This window comes from Nocardia sp. CA-129566, assembly GCF_050956075.1.
GTDB lineage: Bacteria > Actinomycetota > Actinomycetes > Mycobacteriales > Mycobacteriaceae > Nocardia.
The window spans coordinates 7,499,230-7,522,110 of the sequence record NZ_CP192085.1; the positions used below are offsets into that span (position 1 = coordinate 7,499,230).

The 22,881-nt window shown below is 64.9% G+C and carries 21 protein-coding genes and 3 pseudogenes; 10 read left to right on the plus strand and 14 right to left on the minus strand.

The window, feature by feature from the left end:
• Positions 1-38 precede the first annotated feature (38 nt).
• Together ACQP0C_RS33200 and ACQP0C_RS33205 are read left to right on the plus strand one after the other, a co-directional pair.
• Entirely contained in the window at positions 39-506 is a 468-nt protein-coding gene (locus tag ACQP0C_RS33200) for a MarR family winged helix-turn-helix transcriptional regulator (protein WP_433726448.1), read from the plus strand.
• A gap of 401 nt (positions 507-907) precedes the next feature.
• On the plus strand, positions 908-1,249 hold the full coding sequence (locus ACQP0C_RS33205; protein ID WP_433726450.1) for a histone-like nucleoid-structuring protein Lsr2: 342 nt from the start codon (positions 908-910) through the stop codon (positions 1,247-1,249).
• Between the two features lie 418 nt (positions 1,250-1,667).
• On the opposite strand, the gene ACQP0C_RS33210 is transcribed toward ACQP0C_RS33205, so the two are convergent.
• The 5 genes and pseudogenes from ACQP0C_RS33210 to ACQP0C_RS33230 form a co-directional block, all read right to left on the minus strand.
• Positions 1,668-3,221, minus strand: coding sequence for an FAD-dependent monooxygenase (locus ACQP0C_RS33210; RefSeq protein ID WP_433726452.1), 1,554 nt, complete (start codon positions 3,219-3,221; stop codon positions 1,668-1,670).
• A 513-nt stretch (positions 3,222-3,734) separates the two neighbouring features.
• The gene (locus ACQP0C_RS33215) at positions 3,735-4,871 is read right to left on the minus strand and encodes an amidohydrolase family protein (protein ID WP_433726454.1); all 1,137 of its coding nucleotides are present in this window, start codon (positions 4,869-4,871) and stop codon (positions 3,735-3,737) included.
• A gap of 236 nt (positions 4,872-5,107) precedes the next feature.
• Positions 5,108-5,422 (minus strand): annotated as a pseudogene (locus ACQP0C_RS33220) (fumarylacetoacetate hydrolase family protein); the annotation flags it as partial.
• A gap of 16 nt (positions 5,423-5,438) precedes the next feature.
• Entirely contained in the window at positions 5,439-6,467 is a 1,029-nt protein-coding gene (locus ACQP0C_RS33225; protein WP_433726456.1) for a VOC family protein, read from the minus strand.
• A gap of 202 nt (positions 6,468-6,669) precedes the next feature.
• Positions 6,670-7,279, minus strand: a pseudogene (locus ACQP0C_RS33230) (TetR/AcrR family transcriptional regulator).
• A gap of 113 nt (positions 7,280-7,392) precedes the next feature.
• Between ACQP0C_RS33230 and ACQP0C_RS33235 the strand changes: the two are divergent.
• Both ACQP0C_RS33235 and ACQP0C_RS33240 read left to right on the plus strand, forming a co-directional pair.
• Positions 7,393-9,012: a bifunctional 3-(3-hydroxy-phenyl)propionate/3-hydroxycinnamic acid hydroxylase gene (locus tag ACQP0C_RS33235; protein ID WP_433726458.1), complete on the plus strand. Its 1,620-nt coding sequence runs from the start codon at positions 7,393-7,395 to the stop codon at positions 9,010-9,012.
• Complete coding sequence (locus ACQP0C_RS33240) at positions 9,009-9,863, plus strand: alpha/beta fold hydrolase (protein WP_433726460.1); 855 nt, start codon at positions 9,009-9,011, stop codon at positions 9,861-9,863. Before ACQP0C_RS33235 ends, ACQP0C_RS33240 begins: the two co-directional genes overlap by 4 nt.
• A gap of 12 nt (positions 9,864-9,875) precedes the next feature.
• Here ACQP0C_RS33240 and ACQP0C_RS33245 read toward each other — a convergent pair whose 3' ends face one another.
• On the minus strand, positions 9,876-10,484 hold the full coding sequence (locus tag ACQP0C_RS33245) for an Rv1733c family protein (RefSeq protein ID WP_433726462.1): 609 nt from the start codon (positions 10,482-10,484) through the stop codon (positions 9,876-9,878).
• 215 nt (positions 10,485-10,699) lie between these two features.
• On the opposite strand from ACQP0C_RS33245, the gene ACQP0C_RS33250 reads away from it, so the two are divergent.
• On the plus strand, positions 10,700-11,365 hold the full coding sequence (locus ACQP0C_RS33250; RefSeq protein ID WP_433726464.1) for a L,D-transpeptidase family protein: 666 nt from the start codon (positions 10,700-10,702) through the stop codon (positions 11,363-11,365).
• Here ACQP0C_RS33250 and ectB read toward each other — a convergent pair whose 3' ends face one another.
• Complete coding sequence (gene ectB / locus ACQP0C_RS33255; RefSeq protein WP_433726466.1) at positions 11,366-12,622, minus strand: diaminobutyrate--2-oxoglutarate transaminase; 1,257 nt, start codon at positions 12,620-12,622, stop codon at positions 11,366-11,368.
• Positions 12,623-12,787: 165 nt separating this feature from the next.
• On the opposite strand from ectB, the gene ACQP0C_RS33260 reads away from it, so the two are divergent.
• From ACQP0C_RS33260 to ACQP0C_RS33270, 3 genes are all read left to right on the plus strand, one after another.
• Positions 12,788-13,642, plus strand: coding sequence for an ABC transporter permease (locus ACQP0C_RS33260; RefSeq protein WP_433726468.1), 855 nt, complete (start codon positions 12,788-12,790; stop codon positions 13,640-13,642).
• The gene (locus ACQP0C_RS33265; protein ID WP_433726470.1) at positions 13,635-14,468 is read left to right on the plus strand and encodes an ABC transporter permease; all 834 of its coding nucleotides are present in this window, start codon (positions 13,635-13,637) and stop codon (positions 14,466-14,468) included. The genes ACQP0C_RS33260 and ACQP0C_RS33265 overlap by 8 nt, the downstream gene beginning before the upstream one ends.
• Before the next feature lie 128 nt (positions 14,469-14,596).
• Positions 14,597-15,460 carry an ABC transporter ATP-binding protein gene (locus tag ACQP0C_RS33270; protein ID WP_433734726.1) on the plus strand — a complete coding sequence of 288 codons (864 nt, stop codon included), beginning with the start codon at positions 14,597-14,599 and terminating at the stop codon, positions 15,458-15,460.
• Between the two features lie 37 nt (positions 15,461-15,497).
• On the opposite strand, the gene ACQP0C_RS33275 is transcribed toward ACQP0C_RS33270, so the two are convergent.
• The 3 genes and pseudogenes from ACQP0C_RS33275 to ACQP0C_RS33285 all read right to left on the minus strand — a co-directional run bounded on the left by ACQP0C_RS33275 (position 15,498) and on the right by ACQP0C_RS33285 (position 17,062).
• On the minus strand, positions 15,498-16,175 hold the full coding sequence (locus tag ACQP0C_RS33275) for a DUF4389 domain-containing protein (RefSeq protein WP_433726472.1): 678 nt from the start codon (positions 16,173-16,175) through the stop codon (positions 15,498-15,500).
• A 226-nt stretch (positions 16,176-16,401) separates the two neighbouring features.
• Positions 16,402-16,583, minus strand: a pseudogene (locus ACQP0C_RS33280) (DUF397 domain-containing protein).
• A gap of 200 nt (positions 16,584-16,783) precedes the next feature.
• Positions 16,784-17,062, minus strand: a complete 279-nt coding sequence (locus ACQP0C_RS33285) for a hypothetical protein (protein ID WP_433726474.1) — start codon at positions 17,060-17,062, stop codon at positions 16,784-16,786.
• A 439-nt stretch (positions 17,063-17,501) separates the two neighbouring features.
• Between ACQP0C_RS33285 and ACQP0C_RS33290 the strand changes: the two genes are divergently transcribed.
• Positions 17,502-18,032, plus strand: a complete 531-nt coding sequence (locus tag ACQP0C_RS33290; protein ID WP_433726476.1) for a DUF4254 domain-containing protein — start codon at positions 17,502-17,504, stop codon at positions 18,030-18,032.
• Between the two features lie 22 nt (positions 18,033-18,054).
• Here the strand turns inward: ACQP0C_RS33290 and ACQP0C_RS33295 are convergent, their stop codons facing one another.
• Genes ACQP0C_RS33295 through ACQP0C_RS33305 form a run of 3 tightly spaced genes read right to left on the minus strand, consistent with a single transcriptional unit; the run spans position 18,055 to position 20,620 of the window.
• On the minus strand, positions 18,055-18,348 hold the full coding sequence (locus ACQP0C_RS33295) for a hypothetical protein (RefSeq protein ID WP_433726478.1): 294 nt from the start codon (positions 18,346-18,348) through the stop codon (positions 18,055-18,057).
• A gap of 42 nt (positions 18,349-18,390) precedes the next feature.
• Entirely contained in the window at positions 18,391-19,539 is a 1,149-nt protein-coding gene (locus tag ACQP0C_RS33300; RefSeq protein ID WP_433726479.1) for a fatty acid desaturase family protein, read from the minus strand.
• 22 nt (positions 19,540-19,561) lie between these two features.
• On the minus strand, positions 19,562-20,620 hold the full coding sequence (locus ACQP0C_RS33305) for a ferredoxin reductase (protein WP_433726481.1): 1,059 nt from the start codon (positions 20,618-20,620) through the stop codon (positions 19,562-19,564).
• A 264-nt stretch (positions 20,621-20,884) separates the two neighbouring features.
• Between ACQP0C_RS33305 and ACQP0C_RS33310 the strand changes: the two genes are divergently transcribed.
• Positions 20,885-21,505 (plus strand): TetR family transcriptional regulator, encoded by a 621-nt coding sequence (locus ACQP0C_RS33310; protein ID WP_433726483.1) that lies wholly within the window; start codon positions 20,885-20,887, stop codon positions 21,503-21,505.
• Here the strand turns inward: ACQP0C_RS33310 and ACQP0C_RS33315 are convergent.
• Positions 21,502-22,839, minus strand: coding sequence for an MFS transporter (locus ACQP0C_RS33315; protein WP_433726485.1), 1,338 nt, complete (start codon positions 22,837-22,839; stop codon positions 21,502-21,504). The two genes, ACQP0C_RS33310 and ACQP0C_RS33315, sit on opposite strands and share 4 nt — an antisense overlap.
• Positions 22,840-22,881: the final 42 nt, after the last annotated feature.

Genomic DNA, 22,881 nt, shown 5'->3' on the forward strand with positions numbered 1-22,881 from the left:
GTGGGAGCAGGAGCAGTGGTGCGGACGAGGCGGGCGCGGTGAGGACCGCGGAAGAGTTGCGGTACCTGATTCTGGCGATCCAGCGAGAGGGCAACCGACAGCTGGCAGCGCAGTTGCGACCGCTGGGTGTGACTCCATCTCAGGCGGAAGTGCTGCGCGTACTCGATGACTTCGGACCGCTGACACTGGTCGGCCTCGGGGAGCTGCTCGTGTGCGAAACCACGACGAGCCCGAGCAGGCTGGTCGACCGGCTGACGGCCCAGGGACTGGTGCAGCGCGAGGTGAGCCCCGGCGACCGGAGATTCGTCTCGCTCACCCTCACCCCGGACGGACGCCGGGTCGCACGCCAGATCGCTGCCGTCGAGAGTGCGCTGTACGAACAGCTGGATCAGCTGACCGCCGGGCAGCCCATAGAACCGACCCTGCGCGTATTGCGCGGGCTCGCCGACGGGTCATCCGCAGGCGAGGCGCTCGCCCGACGCCGCGAGGCAGCCACACCGAAATGAGTCCCGGGGCTCCGGTCCCGAGGAAGACATGTCGAGCCGGTCGAAGGGCGTCCACCACAGGCGCGGCGCCGGGCCGCCAGGACGGCTCGGATTCCGGCTGATTTCGATTTGAATGCCGGATCGCGACACTTTCCGCACCGGTCCGGCGGCCAATTCCCGCGTGGACAGACATGCGCCGGAAACCGTTGCACCAACAGGGCATCGAATGCCCGCGCGCACTCGGCGGAATCCAACACAGGCAACCGAGCGCACGGCCGGACCGACACACGAGTCGACAGAATTCTCGACCATCGCGAAATGCATGTGCGGCCATAGTAAACTGGCTTGAATGGGATTCGGCGGCATAGACTATCCGAATTAGCATTCGAAGAAATTATCCGCATCTACGCTAAGGATGGCTCATGGCCAAGAAAGTAACCGTCACGGTGGTCGATGACTACGACGGCACATCGAAGGCGGATGAGACCATTCGCTTTTCCCTCGACAACGTGATCTACGAGATCGATCTGTCGACCAAGAACGCGGGCAAGTTGCGTGCCACCCTGGAGCCGTGGACGGAAAACGCTCGTCGCACCGGTCGGGTGGCCAAGTCGCGTGGCGTGGGCAAGGGCTTGGGCTCGACGGTCGACCGGGACCAATCGCTGGCGATCCGTGAATGGGCCCGCAAGAACGGCCGCAAGGTATCGGCCCGCGGCCGAATCTCCGCCGACGTGGTAGCCGCCTACAACAGCGCACAGAAGTAGCAAATCCCCACATCACTGGTGTTGTCGATACCGAGGAAGCCGATCGCGGGCGCCGACAAAGGTGCCAACGTCCGCCCTCGTATATCGATAGATTCTTCGAGCGGCGAATGAACGCTGCCCGAAGGCACCACGCACACCAGCACGGCATTCCCGGTAGCTCCCATTCGACCGGCCTGTCGATCTTGATCTGCTGATATAGATGCGATGCGCATATTGCGCCGAATCTATCGCCTTCGGCGTTTCCGATTTGCGGTGCGGCAATCCCTATTGCCCTGGCGAACGAATTGGACCCGACGGAAAGTTGCCCCACCGGCACGCCCGAGAACAGCCGCTGTACCGATTACCGAACGCTCCGGCTGGGCAGGCACAGAGAGCTGTACGAACTGCGGCTGTTCTCCTGGCAGTGCTCGAGGGCCGATCAGGCGGGGGTGATCGGCACAGCCGCTTCCAGGGGTGCGCCGAACCAGCTCGAGAGCGCTTCTCGCAGCGCGAGCGCGGCGGTGTCGGCAGGTTCGTCGATCGATGCGGCCCAGGCGATATGGGCGTCCGGGCGGATCAGTAGCGCATCGGCTGGTCGATCATCGGTCTTTGCGGTGCGAATATCTATCCGATGCTGCCAGTCTCGGGCGATCTCACGGAGTTCCGGGCGATCGGCGAGGTCGAGCAGGATCGGCCGTGCGGTGTGCATGAGTACCGCGACGGTGGTTGTGCCCTGGTCGGTGTGCAGGGTGAGGTCGGGTGCGAAGGCGCCGGCCAAGGCGTGGTGGTTGGAGCCAGGCATCGGATAGCGGATGTCGGCGTGGCCGACAAGGGCTCCCATCCGGCGCAATGCCGACTCGTCGACGAGCAGTTCCTGGAAGACTTCCCGCAGTGCATCGGCGGCTGGGTCGTGGCCGCGCCGCAGCGCCACCTGGGCTCGGGTCTGTAACCGTGCGCGTGCACCCGCGAAGTGGCGTTCGTCGTGATATGTGTCCAGCAGCCCGACCGGCGCCCAGCCGTGGATGTCGGCGGCGAGCTTCCAGGCAAGGTTGACCGTGTCGAGCATGCCGACATTGAGCGCCGTGCCGGTGGCGGGGAGCAGGTGGGCCGCATCGCCAGCCAGCAGGATCCGCCCATCGCGATATTGTTCGGCCTGCCGATCCTTGAAGGTGTAACGCGACAACCGAATCGGCTCTCCCAAGGGGAGATCCGCGCCGAGCACGCGGCGAGCGCTGTCCGCGAGTTCGGTCAGGGTCAGCGGCTCATCGTCGTCGTATTCGGTGGACTCGTCTTCGGTGGTCTGCAGGGACAGAACCCCGGACATGATCGCGAACGCGAACACACCGCGATCGGTTCGTGTGAAACCCGAACGGATCCTGCCCAGCCCGGGGACGTCGATATCGCCGTTGTCGAGCACGGTCAGCGAATCGGGTACGGTGACCTGCCCCAGCCTGTTGACCTCCGGATATGTGGTGCCAGGGAACGCGAAGCCTGCCATGTCGCGGACCCGGCTGCGTCCGCCGTCGCAGCCGACAAGGTATCGGGCGCTCACCTGGTAAGGCCCGTCCGGCCCGCGCACGTCCGCGCTCACCGTGGCATCGTCCTGGCTCACCCCGACCACCTCGTGTCCACGACGGATGTCGGCGCCGAGTTCACCTGCGCGTTCATCGAGCAGTCGCTCGATTTCCCACTGTGGGAGCGGCAGCGCCCGCATTGGTGGATCTGCCAGTTGTGTGAGATCCAAGTACACATTGCCGAATGGAAATCGGGGAGCCACGTTGGGATCGCTGCTTGCTGCCTCGAATCGGTCCAGAATGCCTCGGTAGCGCAGCAAGTCCAGGATCCGCCCGCCGATACCGCTGGCCTTCGGGGTGTCTCGCGGCTGCGGCTGCCGCTCCAGTATCAGCGCTCGCACTCCGGCCAAGCGCAGCTCAGCGGCCAGCATCAACCCGGTCGGGCCAGCGCCCACGATGATCACGTCGGTGTCGGTCACTCGCCGCTCCCCTCGAACTGTTTCGTCGCGTCCCGGCTCGTCGACAACACGCATTCGGCACTCCATTTCCGCAGGTTCTGAACTCGGTCTGCGATTCTGCAGCACCACCCGGGTCTTGCCGCAAGCCCCCGGGTGCGCTATATGTTGAGAACGGAAGGGAGCGCTTCCGTCGAACCCCATCCATCGCGCGAATTGCGGTGGTGAATTGCGCTCGATCAGGCGCCGATCCACCGGAACCCGTTGGCTGCCAGCGGAATTTGCCGCCCGAACATGCCCTCGCCGGTCTCACCGTGCGCTACCTCCAAGCCTCCGACCCGAGTCATCGACCGCACCAGCAGAATTGGGTGTCGATCGGGTAGCCCGACCTAACCGCACCAGAAGTACAGCGCACGCGGCGCCGCAATGCCCAGCGAAGTCCACCGCTGCGGAACCGGTCCCATGTGATCCCAGCCGAGCTCGACCGCTTCGATGATTGTCCGAGGGCGGTAGCGCGAGTGCGGTCCGACCGATTGATTACGCGTTGACTGCTTCGGCCAGGCGGGGAAGTTGGCGCAGCGGGTTGTGGCGTTCGACCTCCATGCGTTGGTCGGCGTCGAAGATATCGCTGAGGCCGGGGGCCGGGTCGTGGGAGCCGGATCGGGGCAGGGTGAGGGCGCTGAAGGGCCAGTCGGAGCCGAAGACGATGTGGTTGCGTTCGGTGACGGCGAGGGTGGCGGCCATGGCCGCGACCGATCCGCTCAGGGCGGTGTCGTAGTAGAAGTTCCCGATCTGTCGCTTGGTATCGAGGATGGATGGTTTGGGCAGATCCTGCGGCCACAGGTCGCCGAGTACCGTCTGCGAGGCGACGCTGACCCGGTGCGACAGGAACGGCAGCGTGCCACCGGCGTGGGCGAGTTGGAAGCGGATATTGGGGTAGCGCTGGGTCATGCCGGTCACCATCATCATGGTGGCCGCACGGGTGGTGTCGAAGGTGAACTCCGCCAAGAAGTCCGGCAGCGGCAGCTTCGGCTCGGCATTGACGGGGATGGCGGCGGGGTGCACGAAGACGTAGGCATTGCGCTGGTTGAGCGCGACCATCAGTGGTTCGAATCGCGGATCACCGAGATAGACGCCGTTATAGGCCGACAGCAGAATGACCCCGTCGAGGTGCAATTCGTCCAGAGCGTAGGTCGCCTCGGCGATCGAGGCGACGAGGTCGGGCATCGGCAGCACCGCGAATGCGCCGAAGCGCGTCGGATGGGTCCGGAACAGTTGCGCCGCATAGGTATTGCAGTAGCGGGCCATATCGGCGGCTTCCTTGCCGCTCAGGAACGATACGCCGGGATCGGAGACCGACAGTGCCTGTGCCTGGATTCCGTAGTAGTCCATGAACGCCAGTGCCTGCTCGGGTGACCAGTCGGGCGTCGGATAGCCACCGATGGTGAGGTGACCGTGTTCGAGCAGCGCCGCGCGATAGTCCGGCGGCAGGAAGTGCGCGTGCAGGTCGATGCGGTAGGTGCCCGACGGCGCGGACTGCTGGGCACGCGCCGGGGCGGCCTGCGCGCGCGGCAGCGACGCGGCCGCGGCGGCACCGAGCGTACCTGCCACCGCACCGCCGATCGCGCGGCGACGGCTCAGCTTCGGGTTCGATTGCGGGCGGAAATCGGGCACGGAATTCTCACTTTCCGAGTCGGGAATAGCAACTGGTGCAGGGAAGTCCGCCGACGCGACGACGACGGGGTACCGGAGATGGTGCGGATGCTGCCGAACTCCGGAGTCGATGCCATGGCACACGGAGGGTCTGGCGCCGCGACACCGTCGCCGTGCAGGGGGGCGGGTTCGAGCCGATGGACCCGAGCACGGCGATCGTGGCCGCGGCAACCGCCCGGTCCTACCCCTCACTCGGCTCAGCTGTCGGAGAACGTGAACTCTACGGTTCCGAGTGTGGTTGCGCCGCTGAAGATTTCCGAGCGCACCTGGGGCACTGGAGCGGCTATCGGACCGAGCGCACCGGACAGGATGATCTCGCCCGCACGCAGCGGGTCGCCGAACTCCGGGGCGGTCCGAGCCAGCCAGGCGAGCGCATTGAGCGGATCGCCCGGACACGCGGAACCTGTTCCGGTGGAAACGATCTCACCGTCGATCGTCATATTCATCGCGATCTCGCGCGGCTCGAAATCATCGAGCGACAGGCGCTGCCCGCCGAGCCCGAACCAGCCACTCGAGGCATTGTCGTATTCATCGCGCGGCTGCGCCCGTGAGTTCGGGAACCGTGATCTCCGGCGTGTTGATCGTGCGCAGGGCTTGGCGGAACTGAGCGAACTTGTCCAGCACCGTCTCCCCGACCGTCGAGTGACCCCAGATACTGATGCCCTGATAAGTCGTCGGCTCCCAGGTGGATTCGAGTTCCGGGCCGATCACGATCGGGTTCCAGCCGACCTCGAGTTCGAATCCGGACGGAGTCACGCAGTAGTACGACAGTTCGCGGTCGTTGGTGTGCTGCCCAACCGACCACGCCATGCGGAAGCCCAGATCCTCGACGCGCTGGAAGGACGCAATCATGTCATCCAGGGTCGCGGACTGAATATTGATGTGCTGCACCCGAGTTCGAATCGGATCGATCTTCACCCCGCGCAGGTTGGCGATCGCGATCGAGTGGTGACGCTCGTTGACCCGCAGGAACCGGATCTTCATCTTCAGCCCGGAGACGTTCTCGTCGATGTAGTCGCTCAGTCGGGAGTCGAAAACGGTGTGGTAGTAACCGCGCATCGCCTCCGGTTCGCGGGAAATGATCGCGACATGTCCCATTCCGGCCTCTCCGGTCACCCATCCCGAGCTGAGCATGCGCAGCGGTTCCGGTGTGGTCAACGCAACCGTGAAGATCTCCTGCGTCATACCTTTCGGGCCGGCGAAGCGCCATAACCGCTCCACTCCGCGCAGGGCCGCCTCCTCCGATGTGCCCTCGGCGATGGGGACTCCACGATCGGCCACCCGGGCGACGATGCGGTCGAAGGTCTCGTGATCGTCGACCTCCCAGCCCAAGGCCATGACGTCCTCGGCCGGGCCGCGCTGGACCAGGAAGCGGCAGCAGCGATCGTCCAGACGCAAACGCAGTGCGTCCGCGCCGGTCTCGTCGACGTGCATCCCGATCGCGTCGGCACCGAACCGCCGCCAGTCGGCGAGCCGATTCGATTGCACGACAACGTAACCCAGATGAACGGCACCGAACACCGAACCGTCGATATTCGGGCGCAGAAAGCCGCTCATGACCGCGCCTTCCGATTCGGTACCGCCGGAGCGGATCCGGCCGCACCGCAGATTTCGTATCCGCCGAACCGCACCGTCCGTCCGATGCCGACACCTTCGTCGATGCTCGTCACAGCTACCTCCACAACCTCTATTGATCAAATCATCAGTTACGATCCAACGCCCTGTCAAGCAAATCTGATGATTTCATCAGAAGCACACCTCAGGGGTCGGTCAGACGCATCGCCGCGTCCACGACGAGATGGGCGTGCAGTTCGAATAGTCGGAACAGATCGACGCCGTCGCCGCCGACCTCTTTGGCAATGAACAGCCCGTCGGCCGCGGCCAGCGTGTAGGTGGTGAGCAGTTGGACCGACCCGTCGTCGAGTTCGGGAACCAGCGCGCGCATCACATCGGCAATGCGGCTCAGTGTCACGTCGCGAACGCCGAGAAATATGGTGCGGGCGCGCAACTCATCGGGCCGACGCTCGAGGGTCAACATCAGACCGAGCCGCAGGAAATCCGGTGTCTCGAGCAGTGCCTCAGCGCGCCATTGCGGCCGCTCGTTCCCGCGATGCGCCGCCCTCGGGCATGGAAATCGCGTCGAGCCAGGTTTCGAAGCTGCGCTCGATGACGGCGGCGATCAGATCGTCCTTGTCCTTGAAGTGCCAGTAGATGGAACTGGCCGGTAGGCCGCATTTGGCGCTGACCAGCGCGATGGAGGTGCCGTCATAGCCGCGCTCGCCCGCGACCGTCACGGCGGCGTCGAGGATCTTGCTGCGCGACTGTTCGCCGTTCGCCCGGCGACGCCGGGGTTTCAGCAGGTCATCCATTGACCCTCTCCACACTTCTGATGATTCATTGACTTTCTGATGAAATCATCATAATGTGGTGGCCGCTACGGGAACAATCCCCGGATGTGGTTCTTCGGGTCGAAAGCCCCCCAATGACGAGAGGTCTCGACGTGACCGTCCAGCACTCCTACGATGTCGCGATCGTCGGCTACGGCCCGTCCGGTGTGACAGCCGCGAACTTCCTCGGCCGACTCGGCCTCGAGGTCGTCGTCATCGAACGAGACGAGTCCATCTACAGCCGGGCCAGGGCGATCGCGACCGACGAGGAGGTCATCCGCATCTGGCAGCGGCTCGACCTGGCCGAACGCCTCAAACAGGACATGCTGGCGGATAGGCCGCTCGAATTCGTCGACGACGCTGGACGCTCGTTCCTGAACTTCGTTCCGGCATCGCGCGGCAACGGCCACCCCACGCAGGTGTTCATCTACCAGCCCGCGCTCGAGCAGGTGCTCCGCGACGGTGTGGACCGGTATCCGAACGTGAAAGTCCTTCTGCAACACGAATGTATGCGCACCCGGCAAGACGACGACGGCGTCGAATTGCTGGTCGCCGATCTGCGCGCGGACACCTTCGAGCGCATTCGCGCGTCCTATGTGATCGCCGCCGACGGTGGCTCGAGCCCGACCCGCGGGCTGCTCGGCGTCGGTTTCGAGGGGCGAACCTACGAGGACCGCTGGGTCGTCATCGATACCGAGGTCATCAACGAATGGCCGACCCACGATCGGCTGCGGTTCCATTGCAATCCGTCACGGCCCGCCGTGGATTGCCCGACCCCGCTCGGTCATCACCGCTGGGAGTTCCCGGTACTGCCCGGTGAAGACGAAAAAGAACTCGTCTCCGATGCCGCCGTGTGGCGTCTGCTCAATGCCCAGGGCATTACCGACAGTGAAGTCAAAATTCTTCGTGCGGTCGTTTACAGCCATCATGTCCGGTTCGCCGATCGGTGGCGGGTCGGGCGCATCTTTCTGGCCGGTGACGCCGCACATGTCATGCCGCCGTGGATCGGCCAGGGCATGGCCGCGGGGGTCCGCGATGTGGCGAATCTGTGTTGGAAGCTCGCCGCAGTGGTCACCGGATCGCTGCCCGAGAGCGTGCTCGACAGCTATGAGGTGGAGCGTCAACCGCATGTCCGTGAAGTGACCAAGGCCGCAGTCTTTTTCGGTCGCGTCATCACCGAGCGGCGGCCACCGGTCACCGCCGCGCGAAATATCGCCTGCCGCACAGTCATGCGACTTCCGTTCGTCGGCGACTACCTGCGCAGCGCCAAATGGTTTCCGGCGGCCCACTACCCGAAGGGTTTGCTTTCCCCGTCGAAGCACGCGGCGGTGGGACATCTGCCACCACAGCCCTGGGTGCTCGACGAGGTCGGCGAGCGCGAGCGACTCGACGATGTGATCGGGGCGCGGTGGCGGCTGATCCATCTCGGACCGGCACGCGCCTGGCCCGAGTGGACGGCCGCAGGAGTGCCCATGATGCGGCTCCAACCAGCGGGGACGGCTATATCGCAAGGAGCCGCCGTCGATATCGACAACACCCTCGTCGACTGGATGCACCAGCACGACGCGACAGTCCTGGCGATGCGGCCCGATGGGTTCGTCTACGCCGCCGCCGATGCGAACGAGACATTGCCGTCACCGCCGAAGGGACTCACGGTGGCAGCCGAAATATCCAGCCCAACAGCACGGTGCACCGATAAGGGACAGCGAAAATGAGCACACCGACGATGATCGAAAAGACGGTCGACGTACGCGGCAAGAAGATCTTCTGCGCCGAGACCGGCGAAGGCCCGGCCGTATTGCTCCTGCACGGGGGCGGCCCCGGTGCCTCCGGGGTCTCCAACTACTCGCGCAATATCGCCGAATTGGCCAAGAGCTTCCGGGTGATCGTGCCGGATCTGCCCGGCTACGGACGGTCCAGCAAGGGTGTCGACCAGAACGACCCGTTCGGCTATCTGGCCGACTCCATTCGCGGCCTGCTCGACCGACTCGACATCCGCAGGGCGCATATGGTCGGCAACTCCTACGGCGGCGCCTGCGCACTGCGACTGGCGCTGGACACTCCCGATCGTGTCGACCGCATGGTCTTGATGGGCCCCGGCGGAATCGGCACCACCCGCGCGCTGCCGACCACTGGGCTGCAACATCTCCTCGCGTACTACGGCGGCTCCGGTCCCTCCCGCGACAAGCTGGAAACCTTCATCCGCGAGGACCTCGTCTTCGACGGCACTGCGGTGCCCGCCGAGGTCATCGACACCCGCTACCAGTCGAGTATCGACCCCGAGGTCGTCGCGAATCCGCCGCTGCGCCGCCCGTCCGGACCGACCGCGCTGCGCACTCTGTGGCGGATGGATTTCACCCGCGACAGCCGGTTGGCCCAGTTGGCCACTCCGACCCTGGTGATCTGGGGCAGCGCCGACAAGGTCAACCGCCCCAGCGGCGCAAAGATGTTGGCGGACATCATGCCCAACTGCGATCTACTGCTCGCCGCCAACGCCGGGCACTGGGTGCAGTGGGAACGCGCCGACTACTTCAACCAGGTAACCCACACCTTCCTGACGGTCTGAGCCCGGACCAGCTCATTGGCTGCCCTGGCCGGTCGGGTGGGTGATCTGGCGCCACTCGCGATCCCAGTGGATGTGGCGCTGACGGTCGAGGGCCCAGGCGGTGGCGCAGAGCAGGGCTGCCGCGCCGAGCCAGATTTCGAGCAGCACGGCCGCGCCGACACTGATGCCGTGGACGGCGGCGGTGCTGGAGCGCAGCGGGGCGGTGGTCGGGAGTCCGTCCGGGCCGAGCCAGACAGGGGTTGGCTGACCCGGCGTTGCGCTATCGGGGACGCCGACTATCACGGTCGCGGACTTTCCGTCGCGGGTCCAGGACACCTGTGCCTGGTAATGCTCGACCATCGAGCCGTTCCGGTCCGCGACCGGTGCCGCGACCCGCACGGGATTGCCGGTGATGGTGGCGGTCACAGCGACTTTCGATGCGTTCTCGGTGCGGATCCGCGCCGAGGCCGTGCCGTAAGCGGCGGTACCTGCCGCCGCCGCGATCGGCACCGCGACCAGCACGATCAGGACGGCCAGAATCCGCATGAGCCCCTGCACACGATCCGATACCCGCATCAGTGGACTGGGATTCCAGGGCTGCACACGCCAGAGGCGCACCGGCAGCGTTGGCGACTCCGACACGATCATCACCTCCTAGGACGGAGCCACGGCCCCCGCGCAACCGCGACCCCTAGTACGAGCATTCCCCTACATCACCAGTTGATGCACCCCCGAAAGCCGACAAAACAATGACGTTCGTATCGACAGCCGGAACACCACGCCTCGCCAGCGCTGGGCAACGGTTGAACGCGCAGTAGGGTCGACATTCCTGGGGCTGCTACTTCGGGAGGTACCAGTTGTCGATACGGGTAGCGCTGATCATCGTGCTGCTGGCCGGAGTCGCCGCGTGCAGCAGCGCCCCGACCTCGGATCTGCCGCTGCCGTACCACGGCGACGCCACGCAACTGCTCACCGTCGTCGCCGAAGACGCCACCGCGACAACGGCGACACTGACTGCGTGGCAGCGCTTTCCGGGTGGGTGGCGGGCCGAGATCGGGCCACTGCCGGCCTACGTCGGGCGCGACGGCATCGGCCGCGCGAGCGAGGACTCGGCACACACGCCCGCCGGTGTGTGGACGCTGAGCGAGGCATTCGGGATCGCGCCGAACGACGGGACCAGACTCCCCTATCGGCAGGTCGGCGATTCGGATTGGTGGGTCTCCGACACCGGCGCGCCGAACTACAACCACTACGCGCATTGCGCCACGGGCACGTGCGCTTTCGACGAACACGCCAGCGAGAACCTCGGCGCGGCGGGTGCGGCCTACGACCACGCCGTGGTGATCGACTACAACCGCCAGCCGGTCGTCGTGGGCGCGGGATCGGCGTTCTTCCTGCATATCGAGACCGGACGCCCGACCGCGGGGTGCGTCGCGATCACGGCCGCCGATCTGCGCGCGGTCATGCGATGGCTGGACCCGAGCACCCATCCGGTGATCGATATCGGACTGGCGCGCCGGTGACTATCCGCAGATGACCTCGACCGCACCGGCGAGCAGTGCCAGCCCACGGTTCAGCTCGTCTTCGGTAATGGTCAACGGCGGCAACAGCTTTACCACTTCGTCGGCCGAGCCCGAGGTCTCGACCAGCAGCCCGCGTTCGAAGGCGAGTTGACATACCTTGCCCGCACGCGAGGCGTCCTCGAAGACGAGCCCGTGCACCAGCCCACGCCCACGGGTCGACACACCGGGGAACGCCGCCGCGATGTCGGTGAGCGCGCGCGCCACGAGCTCGCCCTTGGCCAGCGTCGCGAACTCCAGCGCGCTATCGGACCAGTAGTGCTCGAGCGCCACCCGCGCGGTGACGAATGCCGCGTTGTTGCCGCGGAAGGTGCCATTGTGCTCGCCGGGCGCCCACTGATCGAGTTCGGGCTTGAACAGCACCAGTGCCATGGGCAATCCGTAGCCGCCGATCGATTTGGACAGCGTCACAATATCGGGCGTGATACCGGCCAGTTCGAACGAGAAGAACCCACCGGTCCGTCCGCAACCCATCTGCACATCGTCGACGATCAGCACAATGCCGCGTGCCGCGCACAATTCGGCCAACTGCCGCAGCCATTGCGCGCGTGCGACATTCACCCCACCCTCGCCCTGCACCGTCTCGACTATCACCGCGGCGGGCTTGTCCAGGCCGGAGGACGAATCGTCCAGCGCGCGCCGCAGCCACCGCAGATCGTCGTGCTCGTCGAGGAATCCGTCGTAGGGCATGGGCGTCACATGCGCCAGCGGCACACCCGCTCCGGCCCGTTTGGCGGCATTGCCGGTCACCGACAGCGCGCCAAGCGACATGCCGTGGAAGGCGTTGGTGAAGCTGACAACGGTCTGGCGGCCGGTGACCTTCCGGGCCAGCTTCAGCGCGGCCTCAACGGCATTCGCGCCGGTCGGACCGGGAAACTGCACCTTGTAGTCCAGTCCGCGCGGTGCGAAGATCCGGTCGCGCAGGGCCTGCAGCAGTCCCCGCTTGGCGACGGTCGACATATCGAGGCTGTGGGTGATCCCGTCACCGACGATGTAGTCGATCAGCGCCCGCTTGAGGATCGGGTTGTTGTGGCCGTAGTTGAGTGCGCCGGCGCCCGCGAAGAAGTCCAGATAGTCCTTGCCGTTCTCATCGCGCAGCCAGGCGCCGCTGCCGGTATCGAAGACGGCGGGCCAGGCTCGGCAGTACCCGCGCACGTTGGACTCGAGTGACTCGAAAACGGTCATCGGGACGACAGTCATCGACGATCCTTCCTGTCGTGCGCGAGCGACTCCGCCCACTCGATGCGACGGCAAATCTGAAGTGACTGTGTTTCTAACATCGGCGCACCGGGTTTGTAGCACTTTTCCAAAAATCGCGCGCACACCTACCGCGCGTCCGCCCGCTCGCCGTAGAGTTAACCGTTTGTGCGCGGCAGAGTGGAGGGCGACAGATTGCTGCCCGCGGCAGGGCCCGCGTTGCGAACCGCACGGTTGTATCTCTATCTCGCCCGGGCCGGATTCCGACGCCAATCCCAGTACAAACTCGCCATGTTCGCCGGACTCTTCACCAACTGCGTCTTCGGGTTCGTCCGCGCCGCGGTCATGATGGCCGCGGTGCGCGCCTCCGGCGGGTTCGGTGGTTACGACGCGGGATCGATCGGCGCCTATGTCTGGCTGTCACAGGGCCTGCTCGGCGCGACCCAATTCATGGGTCCACCACTGGAATTGGTGGACCGGGTCAAGAACGGCGATATCGCGATCGACTTCCTGCGTCCCGTCGATGTCCAATTCAGTTATCTCGCTACCGATCTCGGCCGTGCGGCCTGCACGATCCTGCCGCGCGGCGTGCCGAGCGTGCTGGTAGGCGTGTTCACCTTCGGACTCGCCATGCCCGGCACACCGGGCCCCTACCTACTCGGACTGGTCAGTGTGGTTCTGGCCGTAGCGTTGTCGTTTCTATGCCTTTTCGCCGTCGGATTGATCGGATTCTGGGTGGTGGAAACACGCGGCCTTCGGGTGCTATACCAGATTTGCGGCACGTTCCTGGCCGGGCTGTTCGTGCCGGTGCACATGTTCCCGGCATGGCTGCGCACCGTCGCGCACGCCACCCCGTTTCCGTCGATCCTGCAGTCGCCGATCGACATCCTGTCGGGTCGGGTCATCGGGATGACTGCCGTGACAATCGTTGCCACACAGGTGTTCTGGGTGCTCGCGGTCGGCGCGATCGGCCGCATGCTGTTGGCGGCCGGACGGCGCAGGCTGGAGGTGCAGGGTGGCTGAGCCTCCGTATACGCCCGTACCGGCCGGAACCTGGTTCACCCCATACGCGGCCGTGTTGCGATCCCGGATACGGGCCCAACGCACCTACCGATTGTCCTTCGCCAGCGAGGTATTCAGCGCATTCCTCATCGGCGTTGTCGAATTCGCCGAGGTGTGGGTCATCTACCACAACGTTCATGTGCTCGGCGGGCTCGACCTGAACGGCGCACTACTGCTGTTCGGCCTCAGCAATACCGGATTCGCACTGGCCCAAGTCCTGTTCGGCCACCTCGATTCGCTGCCGACGCTCATCCGGCTCGGTATGCTCGACGCCTACCACCTACGCCCCCAACCACTACTGCTGCAGCTCATCACCAGCGATATTTCACTGCGCCGGTTGGCGCGCGCCTCGGTGGCGATCATCGTGCTCGGATTGGGACTGATTCGCAACGATATCGATTGGGGGCCCGAGACTTTCGTACTGTTGACGACTACCCTGCTAGGTGGTGTCGCCCTGTTCGGCGGCCTGTTCGTCTGCGCCGCGGGCGCACAGTTCTACCTGATCGACGGCTCGGAACTGACCAATAGCTTCACCTATGGGGGCTCGTTCGCCGCCATGCAACCCGCTTCGGTGTTCCCGACATCGCTGAAGCTGGTGTTCGGCTTTGCCATTCCGGTCGCGTTCACGGCGTACCTACCGACCATCGCACTCCTGCACTTACCCGGCCCGCCGCTGATGCCGTCCTGGCTGGCCTGGTTGACACCATTGGCGGCGCTGTGGGTGTGGCTGCTCGCATTGGGCTTGTGGCGACTGGGCACTCGGCACTATCAAGGAGGGGGCGGATAAGCGTGGCGGAGAGCGCGCTACTGGACTCGATCATCGACATCGAGAATCTGACAAGAGAATTCATTCTGCACCGCAAGAACGGGCACCGCTGGCGACGCCGCCGCGAGACGCTCACCGCGGTCGACCGGATGACGTTCCGGATCGAACGGGGCTCGGCGGTGGGCTATATCGGGGCGAACGGCGCGGGCAAATCCACCACGATCAAAATGCTGACCGGCATCCTGGTCCCGACCGCGGGCACCGTGCGCACCTGCGGTCTGGACCCGGTACGCCAGCGGCGCGAACTCGCCGCCCGGATCGGGGTGGTCTTCGGCCAGCGCTCCCAACTGTGGTGGGATCTGCCACTGCGCGAATCGTTTTCGATACTGGCCGCCATCCATCGGCTGGAATCCGATGTCGCGCAGAAACGCACCTACGAGCTGGTCGAACAGTTGGAGATGGCCGAGACGCTGGACACCCCCGTGCGCCAGCTCTCACTGGGCCAGCGCATGCGGGCCGAGGTCGCCGCGGCACTGCTGCACTCCCCCGAACTGGTCATCCTCGATGAGCCGACCATCGGTCTGGATGTGCTGTCGAAACAGCGACTGCGCGAATTCCTGCGCGCCGAACGCACCGAACGCGGCACCACGCTGCTGCTCACCACCCACGATATGGGCGATATCGAACGGCTCTGCGAGCGGGTGCTCGTCGTCGACCGCGGCAGTCTGGTGTACGACGGTTCACTGACCGGACTCGGGGTGCGGGTGGGCGCTCGACGGGTGCTGGTCGTCGATCTGGTCGAACCCACCCGCAATCTCGACGATCTGCCGAGAACCGAACTCCTGGCCAGCGAGGGCAACGGGATGCGGCAGCGTTTGGCCTTCGATGCCGAAGCGACCACGGCCGCACAGGTTCTCGCCGCCGTCTCCGATCGCGCCGAGGTGCGCGATCTGTCCATAGAAGAGCCGGACATCGAGGATGTGGTCCGGCGGATCTATGAATCCGCATGGTGACCGCGCCTGGCTGTCCGGCTCCCGATTCTGGTGCTATTCAGTCACTTTCGGGTTCGCGCGCGCCCTGGTCGAGCCGGAACGGCGGGTATTCGTCACGCATCAGCGAGGCATAGGCACCGACCCGGATGGACCAGCGATGCACGCCGAGCAGGAAGTCGAACAGGCCCTTGGGATACACCGCGGTGAAAAGCAGTGCCACCACAGCGACCAGCAGCAGCACATTGGCGAGGGTGAATCCGCCCCAACCGTTCTCGCCGCCGCCCACACCGGCACTGAAGACCGCGCCGAGGATCAGATAGTGCGGAATGGCCAGCAGCCACCACTTCACCAGCACCAGACCACGACTCAGCTGCTCCGGGTAGTCGATCTCCAGATCCGCCGGATAGTCGGGATCGGACTGCAGACTGAACGGCGGGTACTTATCGGTGCCGAGCACCGAGTAGGCGTAGAAGCCGACCCGCCAGCCCCAACGCATCACACCGACGTTGAAGTCGAACAGCGCGCGCGGATACTGCCCGGTGAACAGGATCGCGAAGAATGCGACCACCGAAACGATCAGATACGCGATGTACAGAAAAATCAGAATAATGGCGTGCGGGATGGCCAGAATCCACTTGACCAGCCACATCCACCGCGATAGCGCGGGATCGAGATCTCCTCGGACACGAACCGGATTGACCGGGCTCACGGCTTTGGCGGTGTTCTCGGGCTCCATGATCGATGCTCCTTCCAGGTGCTTCGATGCCTCGACAACGAGTGAGGAATGTCCTGATTGTCCCGTACTGGACATTCGCTCACGCCACGTTCCGATACCGACACGCCAACGAAAAGGTGCCCGGTAGGTGCGGCGAATCGCGTCTCCCACAGCGCGTCCCGAATGTCCCTCGAACACAAAGCGGCCCAGCGATGCTGGGGGCGGCTCGGGCTTTCGGGCGAAACCCTTACGGACGCTTGAACTCTCCGTCCACCACGCCAGCCGTGAGGCATCCCATTCACCGGGTGTGAAGACCAGCGCGGGACCGGTCGGGTTCTTCGAGTCCCGCACGACGACCTGACCGTCATCCAGGAAGGCGACTTCCACACAGGACCCATGAGCCCGCTTGACATCTCGTGCCGCGAACATGCGCTCGGCCCACGATCACCTGGCTGAACCGTACCTCCGATGCCGGAAAAACCACGACGGCAAAGGAATTGACCGCCCTCATCGCCGAGGTCCGAACGGCGATGCCGACCTCCTCGCACACCTTTCACACACCTCGCATACCGACTCACCGCACGACGCGCCGTGCAACCAACGCGAAGGTATGCGTGAAGTCCAGAGGGTCAGGTGGGGGTCTGGCCCTGGGCTGAGTAGAGGCTTACTTCGCCGTCTTCGCCCAGGAAGGCGTTGACGAGCATGATCTGGCTTGCCTCTAGTTCGTCTGGGTCGGGGGCGGTGGTGGTGATCGAAATCTGTGGAATCACTGCCCAGTTCACGACATAGCGTTCGGGGGGGCCGTCGTCGTCGGACAGGCGTGCGAGGCGAAACACCGATACCGTCTTGCGGAGGATGAGCGTGCGCACGACCTCGGCGATTCGCTCGGGGTCTTCCAGCGCGAACATGAACCCGAATGTCAACTCGGGCGAAGACACATATGCGGGCACAAACGTCGAGGTTAGTCTATCGAACGACATCGTGGGTACGCCTCGCCAGAAGTGATTGCTGCCCATGCGCTCAGCGATTCCAGTAGTGCGTGAATGTTGGCGCGTATGTGACCGATCCGTAACGGATCATAACGATTTCCAGGCAGCTCATCTGTTTTTACACCATACTATTGCGCCGATTCGACTATCGCGCTTTCCTGAAAAGGTCCCGATTATCTCGGGCCGTCTTCCTCATCGCATCGTCGCGGATTTCCCGGTTTCTTTGCCGTGCTGGTGGACTGTATGGGGGGCGTCCGGGCTGCGGGGCTGCGCCGGAGCCGAGGGGTGCCCCTCCCCGAAATCCTCCTCGGCCCTGGCGCATCCAGACACATCAATCGTTACCGCAGGGGCGTGCATCATGCCTACCGAATATGCCGCAGGTCGAATCGGAGCCGTCGAGCTGCCATCGCCAGTGGCGCTACTGCGCGCATTTCGCGAACCCGACGATCCGAGTCGGCACCGGCACCGGGTGCTCGCCGTGGCACACGAGTTGGTCGAATGCCATGAATGCAGGTACAACGCCCTGTTGGCGGCGCATGCTCCAGACGCGTCGAGCGGCTGCGTCGCGAGGAGCCTGCAGCTCGTCGACCACACCGACGCGCACCGAACCGAACTTGTGGGCCGCATCGATAATTGGGTCGCCACCCATGTGCAGCACCGCACCGGCGCGTCACTGCACACCGAGACCCTCGGTGCCGTCATCGATCGGATGGCGGCGAAATGGGTTGCGGCACAACACGCATTGGGTATGTCACCCGCCGACCCGCACCCACTGCAGTTGGACGACGACGCCCAACTGCAGTGGAGCCGGTTGGCCGAACTGGCCGACGGATACAAGGATCTGATCACCGACGTGTCCGAACACCGGCGCCGGCTGCCGGTGTGGTGATCATCTAGAGTCTTCGAGCCCCCTAGCGATCGTTGTCGGGCTCAACCACCTCGGCCTCGACGAACGAGGTAGTCGGCTCGACCTCCGCGTCATAGGACACATCGGCCGGGTCCTGGACCGCAGCGCCCGCGAAATCGTCGTCGTCGACGAGTTCGTCGCCCTGTTGAGCCGCCGCGTCTTTACGCGCGGCGGCCGCGGCCTCGTTCATCTCGATGGCATCGGTGATCCACTCACCGATCTCCCTGGTGACCTCCGCGACGGTGCCGGTGATGATGTTGGCGATATTTCCGACATGTCGCGCGCCCGAGGAAGTCAATTCCTGAATTAGATCCTTGTTACTTTCGAATTTCCCGATCATTCAGACGCCCACTTCGGTTGTGTTCCGCTGTCGCATCACAATAACACCGGGCGTGGACTCCTTCCCGACCAAGAACGGCGGCAGCGCCAGCTCGAGAATCTTCAGCCAGACCGATCCGACTTGCTTTCCGAGCGAACCGGTGTTGTACGGCAATCCATACTTCGCGCACAGTTCCCGAACCTCGGGCGCCATCTCCGGATAGCGGTTCGCGGGCAGATCCGGGAACAGATGGTGTTCGATCTGATGTGACAAATTACCGGACATGATGTGGAACAGCTTGCCGCCGGTGATGTTGGCCGAGCCGAGCATCTGCCGGACGTACCACTCGCCGCGGGTCTCCTCGGCGGTCTCCGCTTCGGTGAACGTCTGTACGCCCGTGGGGAAGTGGCCGCAGAAGATGATGGAGAAGGCCCACAGGTTGCGTACCAGATTCGCGGCGGCATTTCCGGCGAGCGTGCTGAGGAACAGCGGACCGGTCAGCGCCGGGAAGACGACATAGTCCTTGAGCACCTGCCGACCGGCCTTGCGCCACTGCCCCTTCAGCAATCGCTTGACCTCCGCCCAGCTCTTCTTGCCGCGCAGGATGTTCTCCACCTCGAGGTCGTGGCCCATCACGCCCCACTCGAACGCCACCATCAGCGCGAAGGCGTACAGCGGCTGACCGAGTCGCAGAACATTCCACCGCTGCGCCGCATCCATGCGCAGGATGCCGTAGCCGATATCGCGGTCCATGCCGTGGATATTGGTGTAGGTGTGGTGCATGTAGTTGTGCGAATGCTTCCATTGATCCGCCGGGCAAACGGTATCCCATTCGAACTCACGGGAATTCAGGCCGCGTTCACGCATCCAGTCGTACTGGCCGTGCATGACATTGTGGCCGATCTCCATATTGTCCAGGATCTTCGACACACTCAGCGCGGCAACCGCGGCCAGCCAGAACGGCGGCAGGAAGCCCAGATACATCAGGCCGCGACCGGCGATCTCGAAACCGCGCTGCGCCTTGATGATCGAGTAGATGTATTCGCGGTCGCGGTCGCCGAGGTCTGCGACGGTGCGGGCGCGCAGGTCGTCCAGGGCCTGGCCGAGTTCCTCGACCTGCTCCGGGCTCAGTACCAGCGGGCCGTCTTTCGTTTCGGTCAAAATTGTCATTGGTATCGCTCCCCTTGTTGTTTCAGATATCGATCTCGACGTCGCCGACGGGCGCGTTGATGCAGAGCTGGATGGGCTGATCCGGATCGCTGTCGGTTTCGCCGGTGCGTACATTGCGGGTGCAGCCGGTGCGCCGAACCGCGGTGCAGGAGAAACAGATACCCATCCGGCAGCCGTACTCCGGGTTCAGGCCGGCGGCCTCGGCCTGCTCCAGCAGGACCGCGCCGTTGTTCTCGGCGGTCTTGCCACTGGCCGTGAAGCTGACCGTGCCGAAGGCCTCGTCCGCGTCGACGGGGGTGGTGGACAGGATGAACTCCTCGGCGTGCAGCCGGTGGTCCAACCGTTCGGCCTCGAAGATCTTGCGCACCGCATCCATCAGGCCCTGCGGGCCGCAGACATAGGTCTCGCCATCGGCGAACCACGGCGCGATGCGTTCGAGCTGGTCGTAGTCGAAATAGCCGGAGCCGTCACCGGGATGACGCACCTCGATGCGGAAATTGCTGTTCGCCTGCGCGATCGCCTCCAGCTCCGCGCGATGCGGCACCGCTTCCGGCGACTTCGCATAGTGCAGGAAGGCGAGTTCGCCCGGGTAGCCCTCATCCGCCAGGGTGCGCAGCATGGACAGCACCGGTGTAATGCCGCTGCCGCCGCTGATCAGCAGCACTCGCTCGGGGCGCGGTTCGGGTAGCCGGAAGACGCCGTCGGCGGGTTCGAGGCTGACGACCATGCCCGGAACGGCGTTGCGGTACAGGTATTGCGAAACCAGACCGCCCGGATGCGCCTTGACGGTCAGTTCGATGTGTCGGTCGCGCCGGGCCTCCGGATTCACCGGTGAGTAGCACCGGGTGTGCCGGATACCGTCGATGACGACGCCGATCTGCACATATTGCCCGGCGGCGTGGCCGCGCCACTGCCGAGTGGGACGCAGGGTCAGCGTCACCGAACCCGGCGCCGAGCGGCGGACGTGGGTGATCTGTGCCCGGAGCTCCCGAGCTGTCAGCGTCGGATGGACGAGCTCCAGGTAGCGGTCGAGTGGATGCGGTGTGGTCAGGGTTTGTACCAGGTCGAGAAGTCCGACCATGTGGTTCTCCGTTCAATGTGCGGCGGGCGGGGTTCTCGGTGGTCGCGCAAGCTGCCGCCTGGCGGACCCTCGGCCAATGCCGCGGGTGCCTCTACTTGTCGGGCTGCGGCGTGCTCCAGAACTTCTTCGGCGAAGATTTCAGTGCACGCCTGTACACTCAACAAGTGTGACCGATGGACCGGGTCCGGTGTCAACCAGCAATTGATGTGACCCGAACTACATCCTTGGAATGGACGAATGGTGAACGGATGTATGCTCACTGTGATGAGCGAGCCCGCAGCTAGCCGGATAGAACGCAAGGAGCGCACCAGGCAGGCCCTGCTCGATGGCACGCTCGCGCTGGCCGCCGAGCGTGGCTTCGGTGCGCTGAGCCTGCGCGAGATCGCCCGTTCCGCGGGCATTGTGCCGACCGCGTTCTACCGCCATTTCGCCTCACTCGACGATCTCGGCGCGGCCCTGGTCGACGAGGGCATCCGGGCGCTGCGCCTGGCCCTGCGCCAACTGCGCCGCACACCCGATGCCCGACTTTCGCAGACCGTGCGGTTCGTCTTCGAACAGGTCGCCACCAAGCGCGAACTCTTCGGCTTCATCACCCGGGAACGCCGTGGCGGTTCGGCCGCCCTGCAGCACGCCATCGCGCTCGAACTGCAATTGATCGTCCGCGAACTGGTCGTCGACCTGTCGCGCATTCCGGACCTGGACTCCTGGTCCCCGGAAGACCTCGAGCTGGCCGCCGACCTGATCGTCTCGACGGTCGCCGACTGCATCGCCGACTACGTGGCCGCCGTGCCACGCGACCAACCCGCCATCATCGACCGCACCGTCCGCCAGGTCCGCCTCATCGCCCTCGGCATGGCCGCCTGGCGGCCCGCGAAGGACCGTTAGGCCGCGTTCCGTTCCGGACCGCGCACCGGCAGCAGCGCCGCCAAACCGAGGGCGAGGACTGCCAGGATGCCGACAATGCCCGCGCGATCGGCATCGAAGGCCCAGACGAAGAAGCCGAAAAGGGCTGGGGCGAGGAACGATACGGCGCGGCCGGTGGTGGTGTAGAGGCCGAACATCTGGCCCTCGCGCCCGGGCGGGGCCAGCCGGGTGAGGAAGGAGCGGGCGGCGGACTGGGCGGGGCCGACAAAGATCGTGAGGAGTAGGCCGAAGACCCAGAACATCACCGGACCGGACACGATCAACAATGCGATGCCGCAGATCACCATGGCGGTCAGCGAGACGACGATCACGATCTTCGGGCCGACCCGGTCGTCGAAACGGCCCGCGGTGATCGCACCGAGGGCGGCGACGACATTCGCGGCGATGCCGAAGAGCAGGACATCGGAATCGGCGATGCCATAGACCCGCACGGCCAGGATCGCACCGAAGGTGAACACCCCGGCCAGGCCATCCCGGAAGATCGCACTGGCGACCAGGAAGCCGACGGTGCGCCGATCAACGGACCAGAGTTCGCGCAGATCCCGCCACAGCACCCGATAGGAGCCGAAGAATCCGGCCTTCGCCGCGCCCGGATCGGCATTGGTGCGTGGTAGTTCGGGCACGACGAGCAATACCGGCAGCGCGAAGGCCGCGAACCAGACGGCCGCGAGCATGGCGACCAATCGGATATTCGTCCCGTCGTCCACGGGCACGCCGAGCAGCCCTCGGTTGTCACCGTGGCCGGATATGAAGCCGAAATAGCTGATCAGCAGGATGAAGATGCCGCCGAAATAGCCCATGGCCCAGCCGAATCCGGAAACCCGTCCGACATCCTCTGGAGTGGAGACCTGGCGCAGCATCGCGTTGTAGGGCACACCCGCCAATTCGAAGAATGCCGAGCCGAAGCCGAGCAGGACCAGACCGAACCAGAAGTACCGATAGTCGTCGTGGACGAAGAACATCAGCACCATCGACAGGATGGTCAGCGTGGTCAACGCCCCAAGGGAGCCTTTGCGTTTCGCGCTCGCGTCGAAGCGCTGCCCACTGATCGGCGCGGTGAGCGCGACCACCAAACCCGCGAGGCCCAGCGCCCAACCGAGCCAGGCGCTCGGTGACACCCCGCCCGGCAGATCGTCGCCGACCTTATCGGTCAGATACACCGAGAAGACGAAGGTGAGGATCACGGCGTTGAACGCCGAGGACCCCCAATCCCACAATCCCCACGCCACTACGTGCCCGCGCCCGGCGGCCTGCCCGACTATCGCCCGCGGGTCCACCTCGGGCCCGCCCGTCACGCGACCACCAGCCCATTCGAATCGCCGCGCGATACCGCCCTC